Raw genomic sequence first — 20,706 nt, 5'->3', positions numbered from 1 at the left:
TGGATAATCATTTGTCTTTTAGTGTTTTAATTGATTTTATTTTTTTGTTTTTCAATCAGGGAATTGCCGTTTAATTTTCATTTTGTTCAAAATTTATCCGTTTTCGGAAGTAATTTTCATTGTGGAAAACATAAAATAAATTCAAATTTTTGATAATTGTGTAAAAATATTGAATAGAAGATTTTCTTCCTGAACTGAGTAAATTATTTTAATTTAAATATCAGTAAATCAGAGTGTATTGGTTTCAGGTTTTAATTTTAACATAATTTGTGACCAGACATCAATGGATTGGCTGAGGAAGAGGTTCTCTTGAATTAAGAGGTCCTCTTTTTTATTTTTAATTATTGTTTGTGGTCTGAAACCAAATTTATTACCCTTCATGGAAGAGGTTTCCGTATCTTTCAGCTATAAATTATGAGGGGGCAGCGCTTAACAAAATTAGCGAAAGTCAAAAAAAATCCCGATTTTTGCACTCCTTCAATAAACCCGAGTTCATGAAATTATGTATTGCCGAAAAACCCAGTGTTGCCAGAGATATTGCCAAAGTATTGGGCGCTACCACGCCTAAACAGGGCTATATGGAAGGGAACGGCTATTGCGTGACATGGACGTTCGGGCATCTCTGTACTTTAAAGGAACCTCACGACTACGGACCTCAGTATAAATCCTGGAACCTGTTTTTACTGCCTATCATCCCCAACAGTTTTGGCATCAAGCTGATCCCGAACAAAGGAGTTGAAAATCAGTTTAAAGTAATTGAAAGATTGGTTGAGGAATGTGATGAGGTCATCAACTGCGGGGATGCCGGGCAGGAAGGAGAACTGATCCAGCGCTGGGTACTGCAGAAGGCCAAATGCAGCAAACCGGTTCAGCGTTTATGGATTTCTTCATTAACGGAGGAAGCCATCAAAGAAGGTTTTGCCGCTTTAAAACCGGCTGAAGATTATAAAAACCTTTACCTGGCAGGAAATGCAAGAGCTATCGGCGACTGGCTGCTGGGAATTAATGCGACAAGACTTTTCACTAAAAAGTTCGGAGGAAACAAAGCCGTGCTTTCCATCGGAAGGGTACAGACCCCTACATTAGCCATGCTGGTACAGCGTCAGAAAGAGATCGATGCTTTCACCACAGAAGAATACTGGGAGCTTAAAACAAAATACCGCGACGTGGTTTTCAATGCGGCCATTGACCGTTTAAAAACCCTGGAACGTGCTGAAAAAGGACTTGAATACCTTAAAGTAAACCCTTTTGAAATCGTTTCCTTTGAAATTAAAGAAGGAAAAGAAAAAAATCCGAGACTTTTTGACCTGACCGCCCTTCAGGTAGAAGCCAACAAAAAATACGGCTATTCGGCAGAAAATACCCTGAATTATGTTCAGAGCCTTTATGAAAAAAAGCACGTGACGTATCCGCGTGTCGATACCACGTATCTATCCGAAAGCCTGTATCCGAAAATAGAAGGTATTCTTCAGAAAATGTATCCCTATCAGGAACTGATTGCCCCATTACTTGAAGCCCCGATTCCAAAATCAAAGGCGGTTTTTGATGATACCAAAGTAACGGATCACCATGCGATCATTCCTACCGAAGTGCCTCCTTCCCAGAATCTGAGCAGAGAGGAAAAACTGGTATATGACCTGATTGCCAAACGTTTCATTGCTGTTTTTTATCCGGAATGTAAGATTTCAAATACCCTGGTAGAAGGGAAGGTGGGAACCATTCCGTTCAAAACCAGCGGGAGACAGGTTCTGGAACCGGGCTGGAGAACCGTTTATGCCAAAGAACCCAAAGAAGAATCCACAGATAAAGAGAAAGAAAAGGAAGAAGAACAGACCATTCCTGAATTCGTTGTCGGTGAAACAGGACCGCACGATCCGATGATCCACCAGGGAAAAACTTCCCCTCCGAAACCTTATACGGAAGCAACACTGCTGAGAGCGATGGAAACCGCCGGAAAACAGGTAGAAGATGATGAACTCCGCGAATTATTGAAAAACAACGGAATCGGAAGACCGTCTACCCGGGCCAATATTATCGAAACCCTTTTCAAAAGAAAATACATCGAGAAAAAAAGGAAAAACCTGATCGCTACCCAAACCGGAATTCAGCTGATCGATACCATTGAAGATGAACTGCTGAAGAGCCCGGAACTGACCGGAGAATGGGAACTGAAACTCCGGAAAATCGAGAAAGGCGAGTATGAAGCCAATCTTTTCAAAGAAGAGCTGATCCAGATGGTAACCGAGCTTACCGATAAAGTGGTTTACGGAAAAGGAAAAGTGATTACCCTTCAGGAAGAGGAAAAAGATGAGGTGAAGGAAAAGAAAAAAAGAGAGCCGGCCCAGAAAAAAGAACTTCAGTCCTGGGAAGAAACCCAATGTCCGAAATGTAAAAACCATAACCTTATTAAGGGTAAAACAGCGGTCGGCTGCTCCGACTTCAAGAATTGCGGTTTTAAAATAAGTTTTGAAATTTTCGGAAAGAAACTTTCAGATAAACAGCTGATGGATCTGGTAGTAAAAGGGAAAACTTCAAAACTGAAAGGCTTCAGTACACATCCGGAAGGCCTTACAGAAGGGGTTCTGTCTTTGACAGATCATTTTGAGGTGCAGCTTAGCTAGGCGTTTTATTAGTAAATCTGTATTATCTGCTGGAGAAAAAACACGCACAACATCGGTGAAATCTATTGAAATTGTTGAGAATTATTTTAACCACAAAGGATAAAAAAGTTTTTATATTTCTCGTAGATGGAGCAGATGGAGCAGATTTTTTTAGCACAAGAGATAGATTGGAAATATCCGTATAATCTGTGTAGTCACAGCAATCTGTGGAAAATTATTTTACAACAACAAGTACAAAAGATTTTGACACTTGAATTATTTTTAAGTTTAAAAGCTTGCGCATAGAAGCTCACTTAAGTTTACTTGGACAAACATAGGAGCTTTTAAAAATCTATGATTTTTATTCCTCACATTATAAAATTGCCTAATCCGGACAAAAAGTAAAGACTTTGCTAAGTGTCAACGCCTTTGCGCGCTAAATGCATCATTATAATTAAAAGCCCTTGCTCCCCTTGCGTTTTTCCAACAAAGCCTATAAAAAATCTGCTCAATCTGCCAGATCTGCGAGAAAATAAAACATCCATTAAGATCAGTGTTATCTGAAGAATCTGTGAGAAATTCAATTCTTATGGGTATGATGGCTTAGATTTTTTTATTAACGCTAAGGTTCATGTATAGGCAATACTGATTTTAAGAGAGCAAAGAGCAGAATCAACTCCGTTGATCCGATGAAGCGATGGAATAGCCTTCAGTTCTTTCAATCCTGAAAACAGATTGTAAAAATTGCTGAAAATCTCTGATTTTCTTGCGCCTTAAAAGCAGTATAATATTAAAAAAACCTTGTACCCTTGCGTTTTTCCAACAAAATCTATAAAAAATCTGCCGGATTTGCGGGAGAAAAAATATGTGCAGACATCAGTGAAAACCCTTTGTCCATTATTTTTTTATCTTTTTGATTCTCTCATTTTAAATCTATCTTTAAATTTACGTCAAATTAAAAAATAATGACACCAGAGAAAAAGAAACTTATCACAGACAGCTTCGGGCGCTCAGAAACTTTAAAATTCTATAAGGCCGAACTGCTGGAAGTGGAAACGGATTTCGTCTCCATTAAAATTCCTAAAATGGATATGATGACCCGGAAAGCAGGAATGTTCAACGGGGCCATGATCGCTTCTTTGGTAGATGTTTCCTCGGGGTATGCCTCTGTAAGCCATTATCCGGAAGACTGTTATGTGGTGACGGTAGAACTGAAGGTGAATTACCTGCGTCCGGCAATAGGAGATGCGCTTGTTTCAAAATCTTATGTTATCAAAGGAGGAGGGAAGATCATTGTTGTAAGGACGGAAATCTATGTTCAGAGTGAAGATGCTGATTCTGAAAGTCATGTAGCTACTTCACTGGTTACAATGATGAAAATAAAATAATAGTTTTTCATAAAATATTCCCTGAATAAAAGGGTTTACAGCGTTTTTCTGACCGGAATGGAATGGCTTTTGCTCCACCTATCCCATAAATATTAAAAAATAACGATATGAACTTAATTATCCGATTGTTCGTAACGGCCATAGTGGCCTATCTTTTAACCAAAATTTTACCGGGAGTACATTTTGAAGGATTTTCTTCAGCAATTATTTTTGCTATTGTACTGGGAGTCCTGAACATATTTGTTAAGCCGATTCTGAACCTTTTTGGGCTTCCGCTCACCATCATCACACTCGGTTTCTTCGCGCTGGTTATTAATGCAGCCATTATTCTGATTGCAGATTATTTCATAGACAGTATGGTAGTAGATGGCTTCTGGTGGGCATTTATCTTTAGTATACTTTTGTCAGTCGTCACCTCTCTGGCCAGTTCAATGTTCTCAGATGGAGATTAAATAGACTCAGGATAAAAAATAAGAAAGTCCGCTGGTGTAATGCCGGCGGGCTTTTTTGTTGGAAACGGTAAGAGAACTTAGGTGTTTTCAAATGGGTTTGAAGCAGCGAGCTGGAAGAGGAAAGTTATGAACGCCATCAATAAAATAAGTGTTGAGCTGTTTTAAGATCATTTGATTTTACAGTGTCCTTCAATATTTATAACCAAAAGTTACTTCTATCCTCCGTCTTCTATCTTCCATCCTGATTTCAAGTTAATCCTAATTTTAATGTTAATTATTTCGTTAATTTTTATTTTAAGTACTAACTTTGGCAATCTTTGAATTTAATAATAGGAAATGTATGAAATTAAAATAAATACACGTCCGTTAAAAATGAATATCAACATATGAAACTTAAGTACAGTCTGCTGGCTCTGGCAGCTCCGCTTTTAATGAATGCACAACAAGTAATGACGCCTGAAATTCTTTGGACTTTGAAAAAAGTGGGAGTACAGGCAGTTTCACCGGATCAGGCTTCCCTTATTTATAAAGTGGGACAGGTAGATCTGAAAACAGAAAAAACCAAAAGTGAGAACTACTTTCTGAATGTTCTTAATAATCAGTCTTCCAAAATCGATTTCGGTAAAAAAGCCCTGATTCAATGGGATAAAAACGGGATTTATGCCCAGGAAGGCGATAAAATCTATCTTTCAAAAGATGCAGGAAAGACCTGGAGCGAATTTTACACCATCGGAGAGGCTGATAATATTGTCATTTCTCCGGACGGCAAGAGAATTGCGTTCAGCAGGCAGGTATTGGTAGAAAAGGTAATGGGGAAAGATAAATTCAGCGATACTCCCAAAACCACGGCTCAGGTATATACTGACCTGAACCACAGACACTGGGATTACTTCAATGAAGGGAAATACAATCACGTATTTGTTGTCAGCACTTCCGATAAAGTAGAATCAGCAAAAGACCTGCTGGAAGGCAAAACCTGGGATTCTCCGCAGAGACCTTTCGGGGGAGCTGAAGATTTTATCTGGAGCCCGGATTCGGCACAGCTTTTATATGTTACCAAGCCTAAAAGCGGTAAAGAATATGCAACCAGCACCAATACGGATATTTTTGCCTATGATCTGGCTTCCGGAACGACAAAAAACCTTACAGAATCCAACAAAGGATATGATGTAAATCCTAAGTTCAGTCCGGACGGAAAATCACTGATCTGGCAGAGCATGGCAAGAGACGGTTATGAAGCTGATAAAAATGATGTAAAGATCATGGACTGGAAGTCAGGAAAAACAACCAATCTTACGGCAGGCTGGGATGAAAGTGTTTCCGGGGATGTGCTTTGGGGAGCAGATTCCAAAACCGTTTACTTCACAGCGGCTTACAGGGGAACAAAACAGCTTTTCTCGCTGGATTCCAAACTGGCAAAAGTACAGCAGATCACTAAAGGCGACTTCGATGTCAACGAGATCTTTACCGATAATAAAACCTCACTTCTGGTAGGAAGAACAGACGTAAACCATGCCACGGAAATCTTCTCTGTAAACCTTAAGAACGGAGAAATGAAGCAGGTTACCGAAGCCAATAAGGAAACGTATGCAAAAATGGCTCAGGGTAAATCTGAACTTAAAATGGTAAAAACATCAGACGGTAAGGAAATGGGCGTATGGTTCCATTATCCCCCGAATTTTGATCCGAATAAAAAATATCCAACCCTTGTGTACTGCCAGGGAGGTCCGCAGTCCGCGCTTACTCAGTTTTTCAGCGTAAGATGGAACTTCTCCTTAATGGCAGCAAACGGTTATATCGTTGTGGCACCGAACAGAAGAGGAATGCCGGGATGGGGAACCAAATGGAATGAAGAGATTTCCAGAGACTGGGGCGGACAGCCGATGAGAGATTATCTGGCCGCTACCGACTATGCGAAAACATTACCTTATGTAGACGGAAGCAGAGTAGCCGCAGTAGGTGCCAGCTATGGAGGATACAGCGTATTTATGCTGGCCGGAATTCATGAAAACAGATTCAAAACGTTCATTGCCCACGATGGATTATTCGATATGAAATCATGGTACCTGACGACTGAAGAACTTTGGTTCGCCAACTGGGATATTGGTTCTCCCTGGGAAAAACCACAACCAAAAGCATATACGGAATTCAATCCGAGCAACTTCGTAGATAAATGGAACAAACCGATCATGATCGTTCAGGGAGGAATTGATTTCCGTGTACCTTACGAGCAGGGACAGGAAGCTTTCCAGGCTGCGAAATTAAAAGGACTGAAATCTAAACTGGTGTACTTCCCGAACGAAAACCACTGGGTACTTCATCCGCAAAACGGACTGGTATGGCAGAGAGAGTTTTTCGACTGGCTGAAAGAAACATTGTAGGTATTGAAAAATGACTTTAAACATCAATATGAGCGGGCTTTAGCCCGCTTTTTTTATGGAAAAGATCCGATGGCTTTAGCCAAAATTTATATATTTGAATATGCAAAACCGTATTTCTTCATTTCCGCCTCTCATCGACAGCCAATCTGAAATTATCATCCTCGGCTCCATTCCCGGTGTGAAATCCCTGGAAAAACAGCAATATTATGCCCACCCTCAAAATAAATTCTGGAAGATCATCTTTGAATTGCTGAATGAAGACTTTACCACAGACTATTCTGAAAGACTTGAAGTTTTAAAGAAACACCACATCGCTCTTTGGGATGTTATCGATTCCTGCGAAAGAAAAGGAAGCCTGGATTCTGAGATCAGAAATGAGGAAGCCAATCAGATCGCTGAACTGCTGGAAGAGCATCCCAATGTAAAGGCTATTTTCTGTAATGGAGGGAAATCTTTTAAAAACCTGCAGAAACTGTTAGGGAAAAATTACAGGCTGCCCGTTTTTCTATTGCCTTCCACAAGTCCGCTCCATACGGTATCTTTTGAGAAAAAAAGGGAAGAATGGAAAGTGATCCTGAATTTCCTGAAATAGATTTTTTATCATTCCACAGATGACGTAGATTTTACCTGCACATTTTATTAAAGAAATCACTATTTAAAGTACAGCAAATAAAACGTTATAGGTTTCCAAAACCTATAACGTTTAGAAAATATAACGCAGACATCTGCTTATCTGCGAGATTTTTTATGCCCGCAGATGATGCAGATTCTTTATTGAGTAGGTAATAAAAATCCTAGATTTTTAAAATCTGAAGTGCCCTTTATATGCAAGGGTCTTGTAAATTAAGTATTTAGGGAATTAAACGCCTTTGCTCATCATTCAAAGACAGACAGAAATCACTTGTCTAAATATTTCCTCAGTCCTTTCAGCAGTTCCAGCTGGTTTCTCGTCCTGTCCAGATTGTGTTCAGGATATTGTATGGAATAATAGGTGCTGCCATTCAGATAATCGGTCAGGAAGCGTACAGCCTGGATGTAAATGACGACCTGCGCTGCGTAATCTAAATTGTCAGCTTCTTTGGGAGCCAGCTTTTCCTTTAAATCAGATAAAAAGCCTTCTTTTACCGCTTCGTATATTTCCGCATTGAAATTGCCCGTGGCCGTTCCGTCATCTTCAACGGTGGTATTGGTATAGGATCGGGCGATATCTCCGAAATCATAAAGCAAAGTAGAGATCATTACCGTGTCCAGGTCGATAATCGCCAAAGGCTGGGAATCTTTGAAGAGAATATTTCTGACATTCGGATCTCCGTGAATAATCCTTCTGGGAAGAGAACAGCTGTTTTCCATATCTATCCACAGCTGTGGAAGCGAAAGAAGCTGATGAGTGGCTTCAATTTCAGCAGAAGCAGTCCTTATCAAAGTATTTTCTGCTTTATGTAATGCAGCCTGATAATCTGAAATCCTTTTTTCAAAATTAACAAAATCAGGAAGGGGAGTCTGTATATCCGGAAGAGTTCCGGTATTGATGGTATTCAGAAAGCAGCCTATCGCTTTTGCCGATGCATAAGCCGTTTTCACATCCGGAATTCTGAAAAAAGTTGTGGTATCTTCTATAAAAACCGTCATTCTCCATGAACTGCCCTCATGATCTTTTACAATAAAATCTCCGTTTAAAGAAGGAACCGGAATGATAAACGGCAATGGATAATTTCCGTTTTCAAGAAGCCTGTTAACCGCGAGATGATTACTGATGATGACCTCCGGCTGTCTGAAAACATGATGATTGATCTTTTGCAGAATAAATTTTTTCTGCCGGTCCAGGTCTTCCAGAAGATAGGTGGTATTGATCAGCCCGTCATTGACAGGAGAAAGGGTATAAGCGTTAGTCCCTATAAATTGAATGACAATATCATTTATTTCCATAAATCTTCCGGGTATCTGTTGTTTTGAATTTCTGATTTCAGAAAATTCCTGATATTCTCCTTATCATCGGCATAGGTAACGCCCATCCATTGTGAAGGAGACGTTTTTACAAGAACCTTTACTTCCTTTTCATCCATCATCCTCTGCACCGCAGACGGAATATAGAATTCCTGGCCGGGACCCGGTTCGGATTCTATAAAATCATAGAAATAAGCTTCCAGAAAGCAGAAAATATGCGGATGGAAAATAAAAAAATTCATGGATACCAGTGTATCAGGAGATATTTCTGTATTTTTTCCATTCTCCATGTAAATGATGGAGTCATTAAGCTTTTGAATGGAAGTCTGTTCTTCTATCCGGATCAGGTAATGTTCAGAGTCAAGGGTACATATTCCTCTCGCTACCGCGCCATGACCGCTCAGTGTGGTGCTGACGGGATAGGCAATCATTCCAGACTGCAGATCAGAGATATGATGACGGTTAATTTCGTCTGCTGCCAGCTGATAAGCTTCTTTTCCATAAAAATCATCTGCATTGATCATCACAAAAGGTTCCTGTATCACATATTTGGCACAGAGAACGGCATGAGCGGTTCCCCACGGCTTTTCACGTTCAGGATAATCAAAACCCTGTAATGCAATACTGTTGATTTCCTGATACACCCAATGCAGCTCAAATCCTTTGGTTTCAGATATAGAATTAAGCCGGTCGATATAACTTTGAGGGATCAGCCTGTTTACAATGATAACAATTTTATGAAATCCGGCTTCCAGAGCATCATAAACAGAGTATTCCAGAATGGGGGATCCGTTATCAAGGATCCCGTCAACCTGCTTAAGCCCTTTGTAACGGCTGCCTAATCCGCCTGCCAGGATAAGTAATGCTTTTTTAGAACTCATCAGTCATTCCGAATACAGGTTTACGGTTTTTCCACTTTCCGTTGGTGAAATCGGGAATATCTACTACCTGTCCTCCTTTGGCAATGGATTCTTCACTCAGCGGAGTAATGGAATACCATAAGGCAAGATCATAAACATCCATCGGGAATTCTATATTCCGTTTGATACATTCAATAAAAGTATTCATCACAAAGAAATCCATTCCTCCGTGACCAGCTCCTGCAGCCGTATTTTCGAACTTTTTCCACATCGGGTGGTCGTATTCCTTCATCCATTTTTCCGTATTGTCCCAGCGGTGACTGTGGTTCATTGTTTTTTCAAAATAAATATGTCCCTGGTTGAAGTCTCCCCAGCCGAAATCCTGCCATAATCCTTCGGTTCCCTGCACCCGGAATCCAAGATCGTACGGTCTCTGTAAGCTGGTATCGTGTGTTAACAGGATTGTTTCTCCATTCGCACAGGCTATCTGGGTCGTCACAATATCGCCCTGATTGAATTTTACTTTTGCATTCGGATGGTTTTCTCCTCCTTTAGCATGCTCTGTGATGTATTTATGTAATCCTACGGATTTTGATGAGAATGAAGACAGTCTTGTTAAACGGTTTCCACGGTTGATATCCATCATCATGGCAACAGGACCTAATCCGTGGGTAGGATACAGTTCTCCGTTACGCTTTACATAATGTTCCGTTCTCCATTTCGCTTCACTGAAGCCTTTTTCTCCGAATTCTGCTCCGGAATTGTAAGGCGTAACCCCGTCATTGAAAAGAACACCTCTCAGATCATGCTGATAACCGCCTCTTCCGTGAACCAGCTCTCCGAACATCCCTTTACGGACCATATTCAGGATCGCCATGATATCTCTGCGGTAACATACATTTTCCATCATGAAAATAGGAACCTTCGTTTCTTCATAAACTTTTACGAATTCCCAGCAGTCCTGGAGCTTTATGGCTCCGGAAACTTCCATGCCCACAATTTTTTTAGCACGCATGGCTTCCACTCCCTGGGGAAGATGCCATTCCCACGGAGTGGCGATTACAACAGCATCTATGGTTTTCAGTTTTAAAAGGTTCCGGTAATCATACTCACCGTTGGAAAACTCCTGGGCTGCTGCTTTATTGTTATCTTTTAATATCTTCTGAGAAGCGGAAAGCATTCTTTTATCCGGATCTGCAAATGCTACGATTTCTACATCATTCCGTTTAGCCAGTAATTTTACATGCTCCTGTCCACGAAGACCTACTCCGATAAAGCCGACACGGACTTTTTTGTCTGTCCTGAAATCACTGGAGTAAGCAAATAAAGAATTGGGTAAAACCAAAGCGCCAAAGCTTGCCAAAGCAGCTGTTTTTATAAAGTTCCTGCGGGAAGTGCCGTTGTCCATCTATTTTTTTTATAAATATATTAAAACTTTTGCAAACAGCGATGGAGTGGGGGATACTGGTTCAAGGACTGGAGAATAATAGCAGGAAAACGGTACCGGGCGGCAGCTGCCGGATACTGGTTGATGAACGAAGCGTATTGCTACTGCCCATAATAGGCTGCAATTACTTTTTCTCTCATCTTATTCAGATATTTGATGTCTTTGGTGTTAGACAGGATAATCAGGGTTGCACCTTTATCAATCAGATGTACCCAATTGGCACTGTGCCCGTACCCTTCACCCTGGCGTTCCGCGAATAAAGTATTGACGGTGCCGAATTTTTTAGGATATACCCAAAAGCCGAGGGCGGTATCTTCAAGCTTTTTATCGGCAGTGAGCATTATTTCCAGTGTTTTTTTGCTCAACAGGGTATGGTTAAAGACAGCCTGGTCAAAAATCAATAAATCTTTAGGAGTAGAATACATGGCTCCGGCGGAATAAAAATTATCGATATAAGTATTTGTCGGCATGTGTAAAGAAAACGGGTCCGATTCATCTGCCGAATAGCCTTCATCTATATTTCTGATAATATCATTGTGATGAAGAAAACCCGTACTCTTCATATTCAGGGGAGTGAGGATCTGTTCCTGTAAAACCTTTTCAAAAGGCTTACTGTAAATTTTTTCAATGATCTTTCCGAGCAGAATAAAATCTCCGTTGTTATAGCTGAACCTGGTTCCCGGTTTGTCAACCAGTTTTTCAGAAAGGAAGGTATTGATAAAATCATCAAGTTCCCATATCGTATTGTCATAAGCCTGATGGATAAGTTCCGGGGAGCTGATGTCTTTGTTGGCTCTTCCGCTGCTGTATGTCAGAAGATTTCTTATCGTGGCTTTATGGGCTGCCTCACCTTTATATTCCGGATAATAGGTGGAAATTGGCGCATCAAGATCAATTTTCCCTTTCTCATAAAGCTGCATGATCAGAACTGCTGTAAACGTTTTGGTGAGTGAGAAAATATGGAACCGTGTTTCACCGGAAAAAGGAATCTGGTAATGCCTGTTGGATAGCCCTTTGTAGGTAAGTAACTCAATTTTTCCATTTTGAGCCAGTAAAACTGAACCGTTGAAATTATCCTTTTTTACACAGGAATCGATCACTTTTTCAACCTTTGATATTTGTGAATAAACGATCAGGATCGGCATCAGCAGGAAGCAGGACACTATTTTTTTCATAAGAACAGATTCTTTAATCACTAAGGGAATTGTTTATGGTGAAGGTAATCAATTGTTTACTCCCTTTATAATGAGTGGCTGGAAAATAGTCAACAGGTCATCATCGTTTTAGAGTAAACCCTACTGGCCGATCCAGGACTTTCTTAAAGCCAGCTGTTTTGCATCAGGGGCAGGGGAAAGCTTTACTTTTCCTGTACTTTCATCATAATTAAAACCGACTTTTGCCAGACATTCTTTTAAGGGAACAGGCCGGGTACCTTCTATATAGTCACTGAAAAATGTACGGATTTCAGGATAAGTCATTTGGGTAATTTCATCAAACAGATCATCATCACTGAAATATTTGCCCGCTCCATATTTTTTCATAAGCTCCTGCATCAGATTCTGAGTTCCTGTTTTACCGTCTGAAAGTTCTCTTAATCTTATATCCAGACAAAGCCCGAGTAATGCTCCCTTCTGATAAAAATTCAGATACTGATCCTGTCTTTCCATTGAGTTTTTACTCAATTCAGTAAAAGATAAACTATTATCAAATTCTTTCATTCCCTCTATCTTGTCTTCTATGCTTTTTTCAAAATCATTCAAACTGATCATTTTTTGTTTTACAGGCATATGGATCGTAGCGTATTCTGTCATCCCTTCATACAGCCAGAGGTGTTTAGACATAATGGGATTCAGGAAATCATAGTGCTGGATTTCTCCTGAGTGAATGTTGAGTGGAGTGACAATATGAAAGAATTCATGTGATGCCACGATATTTAAGGCATTGGTAAGAAATTTCATGTTCCCGGAACGATACAGGCATATGGTAGATTGAGAATGTTCCAGACCGTCTCCCATAAATCCGCTCTCGTTGGAAGGCTCATAGTAAATAAGAAAAGCATATTTGCTGACCGGCAGTGTTCCACCCAGATAATCCTGTTGATTTTTCAGAATATGCTCTATATCGCGGGCGATATTTTTTGAATAATGCCGTTCGTTCTTGTTGTAGAAGGATACAAGCACTTCAGTATGCCCTATTTTGAGCCATGTTGTATCAGGAACACAGTACATCACCGGAGAGTCTACCAATTGACGGTAATCTTTTGCCCGGACTATATCTGTATTTTTATTTTTCTGCTTGTAATCCAGGGCAGAAGAAGCATAAAAACCTTTTTTCTTTGTAATATTAATCTGATAGGGAGCCTCTTTTATTTCTTCAAAATATCCTACGAGCGAATTGTAGTTGATCACAAAGACACTGTCTTTTTTAAACATACTTCCCGGAGATTTGGCTCCCTGGGTATCCTCTTCTAAGGAATTCCACCCTCCGGCTACCTGATACGATATTTTGTTCACCCGTTGAAGATCATGGATCATCCAGCTGTTTTTATCCAGACGTTCCACAGTTATTTTTTTACCGTTTTTATCTGTGGCCGTGAGGTTGGAAACATACTGTCCGAAATCCATAGCCTGATAAAATCCCGGAACCAGCTTGGGAATAATAAACTTACCTTGTTTCAGCCTGTTTTGGGGTGGAGTAAAAGAAACCTTTACTTCATTGCCGGACATATGAAGAAGGTCTATATTGTATTCGTAATTCTTTGATTTTTGGGCAATAATTGCAATTGGAAACACAATGAGAATGAAAAGTAACCTGGTCAGTTTATTCATTTGTCTTTTGTTTTTACGAATGTACAAAAATTGCCCAAAGTTTAATGGTGTTATTTCTCAGCGAAATATACTTCTTCATAAGGTTGGATCAGTACCCATCCGTGGCCTGAGAACTTCATCTGGAATTCTTCACCGCTTCCTCTTCCGATCAGGCTCTTAAAAGAAACATTGGTCTTCATTTCAGGGGTTAGGTTTCCGGACCATGCTACCGTGGCATTAGGATCTGTAAACACCGGGGTGTCGGGAGTTACCACTAAAGTTAAAGGATCACCGTGAGTAGTAATCGCGATATGCCCCGTTCCTGAAAGTTTCACCTGGAAAAGACCTCCTGCCATCATTCCGGCAACGCTTTTCAGCATGGTGATATCACTTTTTACGCTTTGCTCGTGTGCCAGAACGTCATTTCCGTTGACGCATACCGATTCATTGTTCAGATAAAGGATACGTACTTTTTTTCCGGAATCAGCTACATATAGTTTTCCTGTTCCTTCGGCTTTCATCAGCTTGGCTCCTTCTCCGCTGATCGCTTTCTTTAAAAGATTCCCGATTCCTCCGGACAGCATTCCCTGTCTTTCAAAGTTAATGTTGCCCACGTAGCTTACCATACTTCCTCTCTTCGTCCATACCGCCTGGTTATTCAGGTTGATTTCCAGAAGATGCTTGGTTTCCAGTTCAAAATAATCCCTCTGCTGCGGGTTCTCTTTGGTTTCATTGATGAATGCTTCAATTGAATACTTGCTCATAATGTTTTGAAGTTTAAATGATATATTATTTTATTGTGTCATGGAGTAAAGATGGGCTCTACCCGTATGTTTTTTCATGACTGTTTTTTTATTCCGGGCTAAAATAAAGTTTTTTTCAATACAAAACTCCCGTAAAATCACGGTTTTATATTTGATTGTAAATAATACTTGACAAAGGGGTATTGAATGTCGTATATTTGCACTCCGAAAATTACACCTTGTAATTTCAATAATTTTTAAACCGTAATTTAAAAAATGAAAACATCAGATTTTAATTTTGATCTTCCTGCGGAATTATTGGCAGAACATCCATCAGAACACAGAGACGAAGCCAGATTAATGGTTCTTAACAGAAAAACGGAAACCATTGAGCATAAGCTTTTCAAAGATGTGGTTGATTATTTTGATGAGGAAGATTTGTTTATCTTCAACAATACTAAGGTTTTCCCGGCGCGTCTTTACGGAAATAAAGAAAAAACAGGCGCTAAAATTGAAGTTTTCCTTTTAAGAGAGCTTGATAAAGAAACCAGAGTATGGGACGTTCTGGTAGACCCGGCAAGAAAGATCAGAATCGGAAACAAACTGTTCTTTACGGAAGACGAATCTCTGGTAGCTGAGGTAATCGACAATACAACTTCAAGAGGAAGAACGCTTAGATTCTTATTCGACGGTTCTTATGACGAATTCAGAACCAAGCTGAAAGAACTGGGAGAAACTCCGCTTCCTAAATATATCAAAAGAGCAGTGGAGCCGGAAGATGCAGAAAGATACCAGACTATCTATGCTAAAGTGGAAGGAGCGGTTGCTGCCCCTACGGCAGGTCTTCACTTCTCTAAGCACCTGATGAAAAGACTGGAGATCAAAGGAATCAATTTTGCTGAAGTTACCCTTCACGTAGGATTGGGAACTTTCAACCCGATTGAGGTGGAAGATCTTTCCAAGCACAAAATGGAGTCGGAAGAGATCATCATCGATGAGAAAAACGCGGCTATCATCAACAAAGCGGTAGATGCTCACAGAAGAGTTTGTGCGGTAGGTACCACGACCATGAGAGCTTTGGAAACTTCAGTTTCTTCAAACAAAAAGATCTCTGCCTTCAACGGATGGACCAACAAATTCATTTATCCGCCTCACGATTTCGGAGTAGCCAACTCAATGATCACGAACTTCCATACACCGAAGTCTACCCTGATCATGATGATCGCTGCATTTGCCGGAAGAGATTTTGTAATGCATGCTTACGAAGAAGCCGTAAAAGAAAAGTATAAATTCTATTCTTACGGTGACGCAATGCTTATTTTGTAATTAATTTTAAATTATAGATTATAAATTTTAGATTATGTTCTAACCTCCGGAAGGGATTTTAATCTAAAATTTATAATTTAAAATCTATAATCAACCCTATTTTGAAAGATATCCGTACATTATCTCTGGACCAGCTTAAAGACTACTTTGTATCTTTAGGAGAAAAGCCGTTTCGCGCGAAACAGGTCTACGACTGGCTATGGAGTAAAAACCTCCATTCGATTGATGAAATGACGAATCTTTCAAAAAATCTGCGTGAAAGGATTGCGGAAGAATATACCATTAATCCGGTTTCTGTGGATCTGCTTCAGAGAAGCTCTGACGGTACCATCAAAAACGGGGTAAAGCTCCATGACGGACTGATGGTGGAATCTGTTCTTATTCCTACCGAAACCAGAACGACAGCCTGTGTCTCTTCACAGGTAGGCTGCTCGCTGAACTGCGAATTCTGCGCTACGGCAAGACTGAAAAGAATGAGAAATCTTGAAGTTGCTGAGATTGTAGACCAGGTAGCCCTGATCGACAGCCAGAGTAAAATGTATTTCGACCGGCCGCTGTCCAATATTGTGTTCATGGGAATGGGAGAGCCGATGATGAACTACAAAAACGTGGTAGAGGCGATCCGGAAAATTACCCAGCCGGAAGGTCTGGGGATGTCTCCAAGAAGAATTACCGTTTCCACATCCGGAATTCCTAAAATGATCAAAATGCTTGCAGATGACGAACTGCGCGTGAAGCTGGCCTTATCCCTTCACTCGGCAATCGAGTCGAAGCGTAATGAGATCATGCCTTTCTCAGATAAATTCCCGCTCACAGATATTATGGAAGCCCTTCAGTACTGGTATCAGAAAACAGGTTCTGTGATTACTTTTGAATACTGTGTATGGAAAGGCATCAATGACGGAGATGAAGACATTAAAGCGCTTATAAAATACTGCCGACAGGTTCCTTCCAAAGTAAACCTTATCCAGTACAACCCGATCGGAGACGGAAAATACGACCAGTGCAACAAGCAGGCAGAAGAAAACTATGTACGCCAGCTTGAAAATGCCGGAATTACCGTTATGATCAGAAAAAGCCGTGGCGGCGATATTGATGCAGCCTGCGGACAGCTGGCCAATAAAACAGCCGATTAAAATTTCCTTAAAAAACCGGAAAAATTCCTTAAAAATTTCTTAAAGTCCTACCTTTGTGTAAAGTTAATACGTGATGATGGACTTCTTAATGAGCGAAGACGGGCTTGAAAGTGTGTATGCATGGGCAATTCCGCTGCATGCTGCTGTTATTTTGGCTGAAATGATTTACAGTCATGTGTCTGAAGCTAAATTATACAGTGGAAAAGATGTAGCCACCAATGTCTATCTCGCCCTGATGAATTTTGGCCTGGATCTGATCATGAAGGCCTTTGCTATGGGAGTGATGTTTTTCTTTTACAGTCACAGACTTTTCTCATGGGATTTTACCGTATGGTACTGGCTGATCTGCTTCGTGGTAACGGATTTCGCCTATTATGTGCTGCATTATGTGGATCACCGGTCCAGGGCGTTCTGGGCGGTTCATATTACCCATCACAACTCGGAATTCTTTAACCTTACAACCGGATTCAGAAGTCCTGTTCTCCAGCCGCTTTACAGGTATCTGTATTTTTCTCCGCTGGCCTTTTTAGGTTTTAATCCCTGGCATATTATGGTAGCTTATGCTATCGGACAGGTGTACGGAACATGGGTACATACCCAGACGGTAAAAAGTATGGGATTCCTTGAACATATTCTCGTAACACCTTCCCATCACCGTGTTCACCATGCCTGCAATATCAAGTATCTGGATAAAAATATGGGCATGTGCCTGATCATCTGGGATAAAATCTTCGGAACTTTTGAAAAGGAAGATCCCAATGTGCCCGTAAAATTCGGGATTTATCCGAAAATGCCGGACAATAAGCCGGATACCGTTCTTTTCTATGAATGGAGAAAGATCTGGAAAGACCTGAAACAGCCAGGGTTGAAACTCACAGACAGAATCAACTATATCTTTAATTCCCCGGGTTGGAGACATGACGGAACCGGAAAAACAGTGAGACAGTATCAGAAAGAATATTTAGCAAGACAGGCTAAAAAACAGGAACAGAAAAAACAGTCTGCCTGATGTCTGTACATTAATCTTACATCAATAAAAATCTACAATAAAAATCGATGGGGCGGGCTTAGGCCCGTTTTTTATTAAATGAAAGATCAGAAATCATAATGTCTCTTCTTTCAATTATTCATAAACCTTTATTTTTGCCTTATGAAAAGAATCCTTCTGTTTATTACCCTGATAAGTTTTCAGTCCGCATGGGCCCAGCAGACCGAGTTTTTGAAAATAAGAAAGCACCGTGTGGGATATCTGGATGATAAAATTAAAGAAACTTCAGGACTGAGTATTTTTAACGGAAAACTATATACCTTCAATGACAGCGGCAACGATCCTGAGCTTTTTGAGCTGGATGAAACAACCGGAAACATCAAAAATATCCTTAAAATTAATGCAAAGAATAAAGACTGGGAGGCTTTAACGAATGACGGAAAAAACTTCTATATCGGAGATTTTGGAAATAATGCAGGAACGAGGAGGGATCTGGAGATTTACAGGCTGCCTTTCGGAAATGGTGAGCCGGAGAATAATTCCATTGCTAAAATCTCTTTTTATTATCCGGATCAGACCGAGTTCATTCCCAAATATACCGACAACGATTATGATGCGGAAGCTATGATCTACCTGAACGGACAGCTGCATATTTTTACTAAAGAATGGGCCTCAAAATCAACTTCACACTATATTGTTGATCCCGAAGTCTCTGAAAAACAGAAAGCACGTAAAACAGAATCTTACAGAACCAACTTCGTGGTAACTGATGCCGCTTATTTTGATAAAAAGCTGTACCTGGTTGGATATACCAAAAAAACAGAAGTTTATATGAATATTTTTACCGAAACGGAACCGGGGGTATTTTTCAAAGAAAAACCAAGACATTTTTACCTGGGAAGTGCTTTAGCGGTAGGACAGATAGAGGGTATAGCAGTAGATGAAAAAGGAATATACATTTCAGGTGAGAAATTTAAATCCAGGTTTGGAAAGGCTGAACCCGCCCTTTATTTTATTCCGAAAGAAAAACTCAGAGATTAATTTTATCTTAAAATTGCCTGAAAAAAATTATCTTTGTGAGAATTAATTAGTATTTACCCATTATTCGCAGATTGTGGCCAACATTGTAGAAGAAATCAAGCAACCGATCAATGAGGAAATGAAACTTTTCGAGCAGAAGTTTTATGAATCCATGCAGAGCAAAGTGCCTTTATTAGATAAAGTAACCCGTTTTATCGTTACTACAAAAGGTAAGCAGATGCGCCCGATGTTTGTATTTTTATGTGCGCGGCTGACCGGTGAGGTGAATGAAAAAACCTATCGCGGAGCCTCCATGATCGAGCTGATTCACACAGCCACACTGGTACATGACGATGTGGTGGATGAAAGTTTTAAGCGCCGTAATTTCTTTTCAATCAATGCCCTGTGGAAGAATAAAATTGCTGTTTTGGTAGGGGATTATCTTTTGTCCAAGTCCGTACTGCTTTCTACCGACCATAAAGATTATGATCTGCTCAGTGTAATTTCCAGAACGATCCGTGAAATGTCCGAAGGTGAGCTTCTTCAGCTTGAAAAGGCCAGAAAACTCGATATTACGGAAGAGGTTTATTATGAAATTATCCGCCAGAAAACAGCTACTCTTATTGCGGCCTGCTGTGAAATAGGGGTTTTATCCAATAGCACTGATGAAATACTTGCCAAAAAGATGCAGGATTTCGGAACCTATACCGGAATGGCATTTCAGATCAAAGATGACCTTTTTGATTATCTGAGTTCCAATGTTATCGGGAAACCGGTAGGTATAGATATTAAAGAACAGAAAATGACGCTTCCCCTGATCCATACTCTGAAAACAGCTTCGGAAAAGGACAGGAAATACTATTTCAATACCATAAAACGTTATAATAATAACCCTAAACGGGTAAAGGAACTGATTGAATTTGTTAAAAGTTCAGGCGGCCTTGACTACGCCGTAAAGGTGATGAAGGATTTCCAGCAGAAGGCCAAAGATATTCTGAATGAATTCCCAGATTCCGAAGCCAGAAGATCTTTGCATATCATGCTGGATTATGTAATTGAACGGAAATTTTAAGAGCCGTAAGATCTTTAGATATTAAACCAGGCTTCACTTTAAAATCCTGTGTTTAATTTCCTTAATTCATCTTAACATGAAAAGGATCTTTATTTTAAATAAAACGGTTACAAACCCTAAATAATCTTTACCGTCAGAATAATAACGGCTAGAACTATACAAAATAAGGCTATTAAAAATAAATAATCCGCAATAGTCTCAAATCTGATTTCCCGCTTTTCGTGCCGGGTCCTGATGGCCAGAAATGAAAAGAAACAGCTGCATGCAAAAAGAAGACAGGCAAGACCGGCAAATTCGTCTAAATGTGTGTCTTTGCTGATCTTTGTGATTTTAAGAGACGTAATAATAATCAGCGAAAACCCTAAAAGATTACTCGATGCATTCAGGATATGAGGAGACTTTTTTTCCATCTGTTACAATTTTTTTCAAAATAAAACACAATTTTTTTTATTATCAAATTTTTAAAAAAGATTATTAAAAATTAAAATTAATTTAAAAAGTGTATATTAGCGGAATACTTGAAGAATAAAAACTTTTATATC

The 20,706-nt window shown here is 40.0% G+C and carries 17 protein-coding genes; 10 read left to right on the top strand and 7 right to left on the bottom strand.

The window, feature by feature from the left end; all coding sequences use genetic code 11:
* Positions 1 to 494 precede the first annotated feature (494 nt).
* The 5 genes from AC106S_RS05230 (at position 495) to AC106S_RS05210 (ending at position 7,413) form a co-directional block, all read left to right on the top strand.
* A complete protein-coding gene (locus AC106S_RS05230) occupies positions 495 to 2,621 on the top strand; it encodes a type IA DNA topoisomerase (RefSeq protein ID WP_482438026.1) in 2,127 nt (708 codons plus the stop codon).
* Positions 2,622 to 3,565: 944 nt separating this feature from the next.
* Positions 3,566 to 3,988, top strand: coding sequence for a PaaI family thioesterase (locus AC106S_RS05225; protein ID WP_482438025.1), 423 nt, complete (start codon positions 3,566 to 3,568; stop codon positions 3,986 to 3,988).
* 107 nt (positions 3,989 to 4,095) lie between these two features.
* Complete coding sequence (locus AC106S_RS05220) at positions 4,096 to 4,440, top strand: phage holin family protein (RefSeq protein WP_482438024.1); 345 nt, start codon at positions 4,096 to 4,098, stop codon at positions 4,438 to 4,440.
* Positions 4,441 to 4,826: 386 nt separating this feature from the next.
* Positions 4,827 to 6,821: a S9 family peptidase gene (locus AC106S_RS05215; protein WP_482438023.1), complete on the top strand. Its 1,995-nt coding sequence runs from the start codon at positions 4,827 to 4,829 to the stop codon at positions 6,819 to 6,821.
* Positions 6,822 to 6,921: 100 nt separating this feature from the next.
* Positions 6,922 to 7,413: a DNA-deoxyinosine glycosylase gene (locus AC106S_RS05210; protein WP_482438022.1), complete on the top strand. Its 492-nt coding sequence runs from the start codon at positions 6,922 to 6,924 to the stop codon at positions 7,411 to 7,413.
* A gap of 305 nt (positions 7,414 to 7,718) precedes the next feature.
* Here AC106S_RS05210 and AC106S_RS05205 read toward each other — a convergent pair whose 3' ends face one another.
* From AC106S_RS05205 to AC106S_RS05180, 6 genes are all read right to left on the bottom strand, one after another.
* Positions 7,719 to 8,747: a phosphotransferase enzyme family protein gene (locus AC106S_RS05205; RefSeq protein ID WP_482438021.1), complete on the bottom strand. Its 1,029-nt coding sequence runs from the start codon at positions 8,745 to 8,747 to the stop codon at positions 7,719 to 7,721.
* Entirely contained in the window at positions 8,738 to 9,646 is a 909-nt protein-coding gene (locus tag AC106S_RS05200; RefSeq protein WP_482438020.1) for a nucleotidyltransferase family protein, read from the bottom strand. Before AC106S_RS05200 ends, AC106S_RS05205 begins: the two co-directional genes overlap by 10 nt.
* Complete coding sequence (locus AC106S_RS05195; protein ID WP_482438019.1) at positions 9,636 to 11,033, bottom strand: Gfo/Idh/MocA family protein; 1,398 nt, start codon at positions 11,031 to 11,033, stop codon at positions 9,636 to 9,638. The genes AC106S_RS05200 and AC106S_RS05195 overlap by 11 nt, the downstream gene beginning before the upstream one ends.
* Positions 11,034 to 11,173: 140 nt before the next feature.
* Positions 11,174 to 12,247 (bottom strand): serine hydrolase domain-containing protein, encoded by a 1,074-nt coding sequence (locus tag AC106S_RS05190; RefSeq protein WP_482438018.1) that lies wholly within the window; start codon positions 12,245 to 12,247, stop codon positions 11,174 to 11,176.
* Positions 12,248 to 12,367: 120 nt separating this feature from the next.
* On the bottom strand, positions 12,368 to 13,900 hold the full coding sequence (locus AC106S_RS05185) for a M61 family metallopeptidase (RefSeq protein ID WP_482438017.1): 1,533 nt from the start codon (positions 13,898 to 13,900) through the stop codon (positions 12,368 to 12,370).
* Between the two features lie 50 nt (positions 13,901 to 13,950).
* Positions 13,951 to 14,643 carry an AIM24 family protein gene (locus tag AC106S_RS05180; protein ID WP_482438016.1) on the bottom strand — a complete coding sequence of 231 codons (693 nt, stop codon included), beginning with the start codon at positions 14,641 to 14,643 and terminating at the stop codon, positions 13,951 to 13,953.
* Positions 14,644 to 14,898: 255 nt separating this feature from the next.
* On the opposite strand from AC106S_RS05180, the gene queA reads away from it, so the two are divergent.
* From queA to AC106S_RS05155, 5 genes are all read left to right on the top strand, one after another.
* Positions 14,899 to 15,948, top strand: a complete 1,050-nt coding sequence (queA, locus tag AC106S_RS05175) for a tRNA preQ1(34) S-adenosylmethionine ribosyltransferase-isomerase QueA (protein ID WP_482438015.1) — start codon at positions 14,899 to 14,901, stop codon at positions 15,946 to 15,948.
* Between the two features lie 101 nt (positions 15,949 to 16,049).
* Entirely contained in the window at positions 16,050 to 17,084 is a 1,035-nt protein-coding gene (gene rlmN, locus AC106S_RS05170; RefSeq protein ID WP_482438014.1) for a dual-specificity RNA methyltransferase RlmN, read from the top strand.
* A 73-nt stretch (positions 17,085 to 17,157) separates the two neighbouring features.
* Positions 17,158 to 18,093, top strand: coding sequence for a sterol desaturase family protein (locus AC106S_RS05165; protein WP_482438013.1), 936 nt, complete (start codon positions 17,158 to 17,160; stop codon positions 18,091 to 18,093).
* Positions 18,094 to 18,234: 141 nt separating this feature from the next.
* A complete protein-coding gene (locus AC106S_RS05160; RefSeq protein WP_482438012.1) occupies positions 18,235 to 19,113 on the top strand; it encodes a hypothetical protein in 879 nt (292 codons plus the stop codon).
* 73 nt (positions 19,114 to 19,186) lie between these two features.
* The gene (locus AC106S_RS05155; RefSeq protein ID WP_482438011.1) at positions 19,187 to 20,164 is read left to right on the top strand and encodes a polyprenyl synthetase family protein; all 978 of its coding nucleotides are present in this window, start codon (positions 19,187 to 19,189) and stop codon (positions 20,162 to 20,164) included.
* A 116-nt stretch (positions 20,165 to 20,280) separates the two neighbouring features.
* Here AC106S_RS05155 and AC106S_RS05150 read toward each other — a convergent pair whose 3' ends face one another.
* Complete coding sequence (locus AC106S_RS05150; RefSeq protein ID WP_482438010.1) at positions 20,281 to 20,574, bottom strand: hypothetical protein; 294 nt, start codon at positions 20,572 to 20,574, stop codon at positions 20,281 to 20,283.
* Between the last annotated feature and the right edge of the window lie 132 nt (positions 20,575 to 20,706).

The sequence above is a fragment of the Chryseobacterium sp. FR054 genome, assembly GCF_056844565.1.
The sequence above is the reverse complement of the archived record's forward strand: the minus strand, read 5'-3'. Positions and strand labels throughout refer to the sequence as shown.

Coding starts and splice junctions, on each gene's coding strand:
- AC106S_RS05230 (WP_482438026.1), top strand. CDS start 495: ATGAAATTATGTATTGCCGAAAAACCCAGTGTTGCCAGAGATATTGCC.
- AC106S_RS05225 (WP_482438025.1), top strand. CDS start 3,566: ATGACACCAGAGAAAAAGAAACTTATCACAGACAGCTTCGGGCGCTCA.
- AC106S_RS05220 (WP_482438024.1), top strand. CDS start 4,096: ATGAACTTAATTATCCGATTGTTCGTAACGGCCATAGTGGCCTATCTT.
- AC106S_RS05215 (WP_482438023.1), top strand. CDS start 4,827: ATGAAACTTAAGTACAGTCTGCTGGCTCTGGCAGCTCCGCTTTTAATG.
- AC106S_RS05210 (WP_482438022.1), top strand. CDS start 6,922: ATGCAAAACCGTATTTCTTCATTTCCGCCTCTCATCGACAGCCAATCT.
- AC106S_RS05205 (WP_482438021.1), bottom strand. CDS start 8,747: ATGGAAATAAATGATATTGTCATTCAATTTATAGGGACTAACGCTTAT.
- AC106S_RS05200 (WP_482438020.1), bottom strand. CDS start 9,646: ATGAGTTCTAAAAAAGCATTACTTATCCTGGCAGGCGGATTAGGCAGC.
- AC106S_RS05195 (WP_482438019.1), bottom strand. CDS start 11,033: ATGGACAACGGCACTTCCCGCAGGAACTTTATAAAAACAGCTGCTTTG.
- AC106S_RS05190 (WP_482438018.1), bottom strand. CDS start 12,247: ATGAAAAAAATAGTGTCCTGCTTCCTGCTGATGCCGATCCTGATCGTT.
- AC106S_RS05185 (WP_482438017.1), bottom strand. CDS start 13,900: ATGAATAAACTGACCAGGTTACTTTTCATTCTCATTGTGTTTCCAATT.
- AC106S_RS05180 (WP_482438016.1), bottom strand. CDS start 14,643: ATGAGCAAGTATTCAATTGAAGCATTCATCAATGAAACCAAAGAGAAC.
- queA (WP_482438015.1), top strand. CDS start 14,899: ATGAAAACATCAGATTTTAATTTTGATCTTCCTGCGGAATTATTGGCA.
- AC106S_RS05165 (WP_482438013.1), top strand. CDS start 17,158: ATGATGGACTTCTTAATGAGCGAAGACGGGCTTGAAAGTGTGTATGCA.
- AC106S_RS05160 (WP_482438012.1), top strand. CDS start 18,235: ATGAAAAGAATCCTTCTGTTTATTACCCTGATAAGTTTTCAGTCCGCA.
- AC106S_RS05150 (WP_482438010.1), bottom strand. CDS start 20,574: ATGGAAAAAAAGTCTCCTCATATCCTGAATGCATCGAGTAATCTTTTA.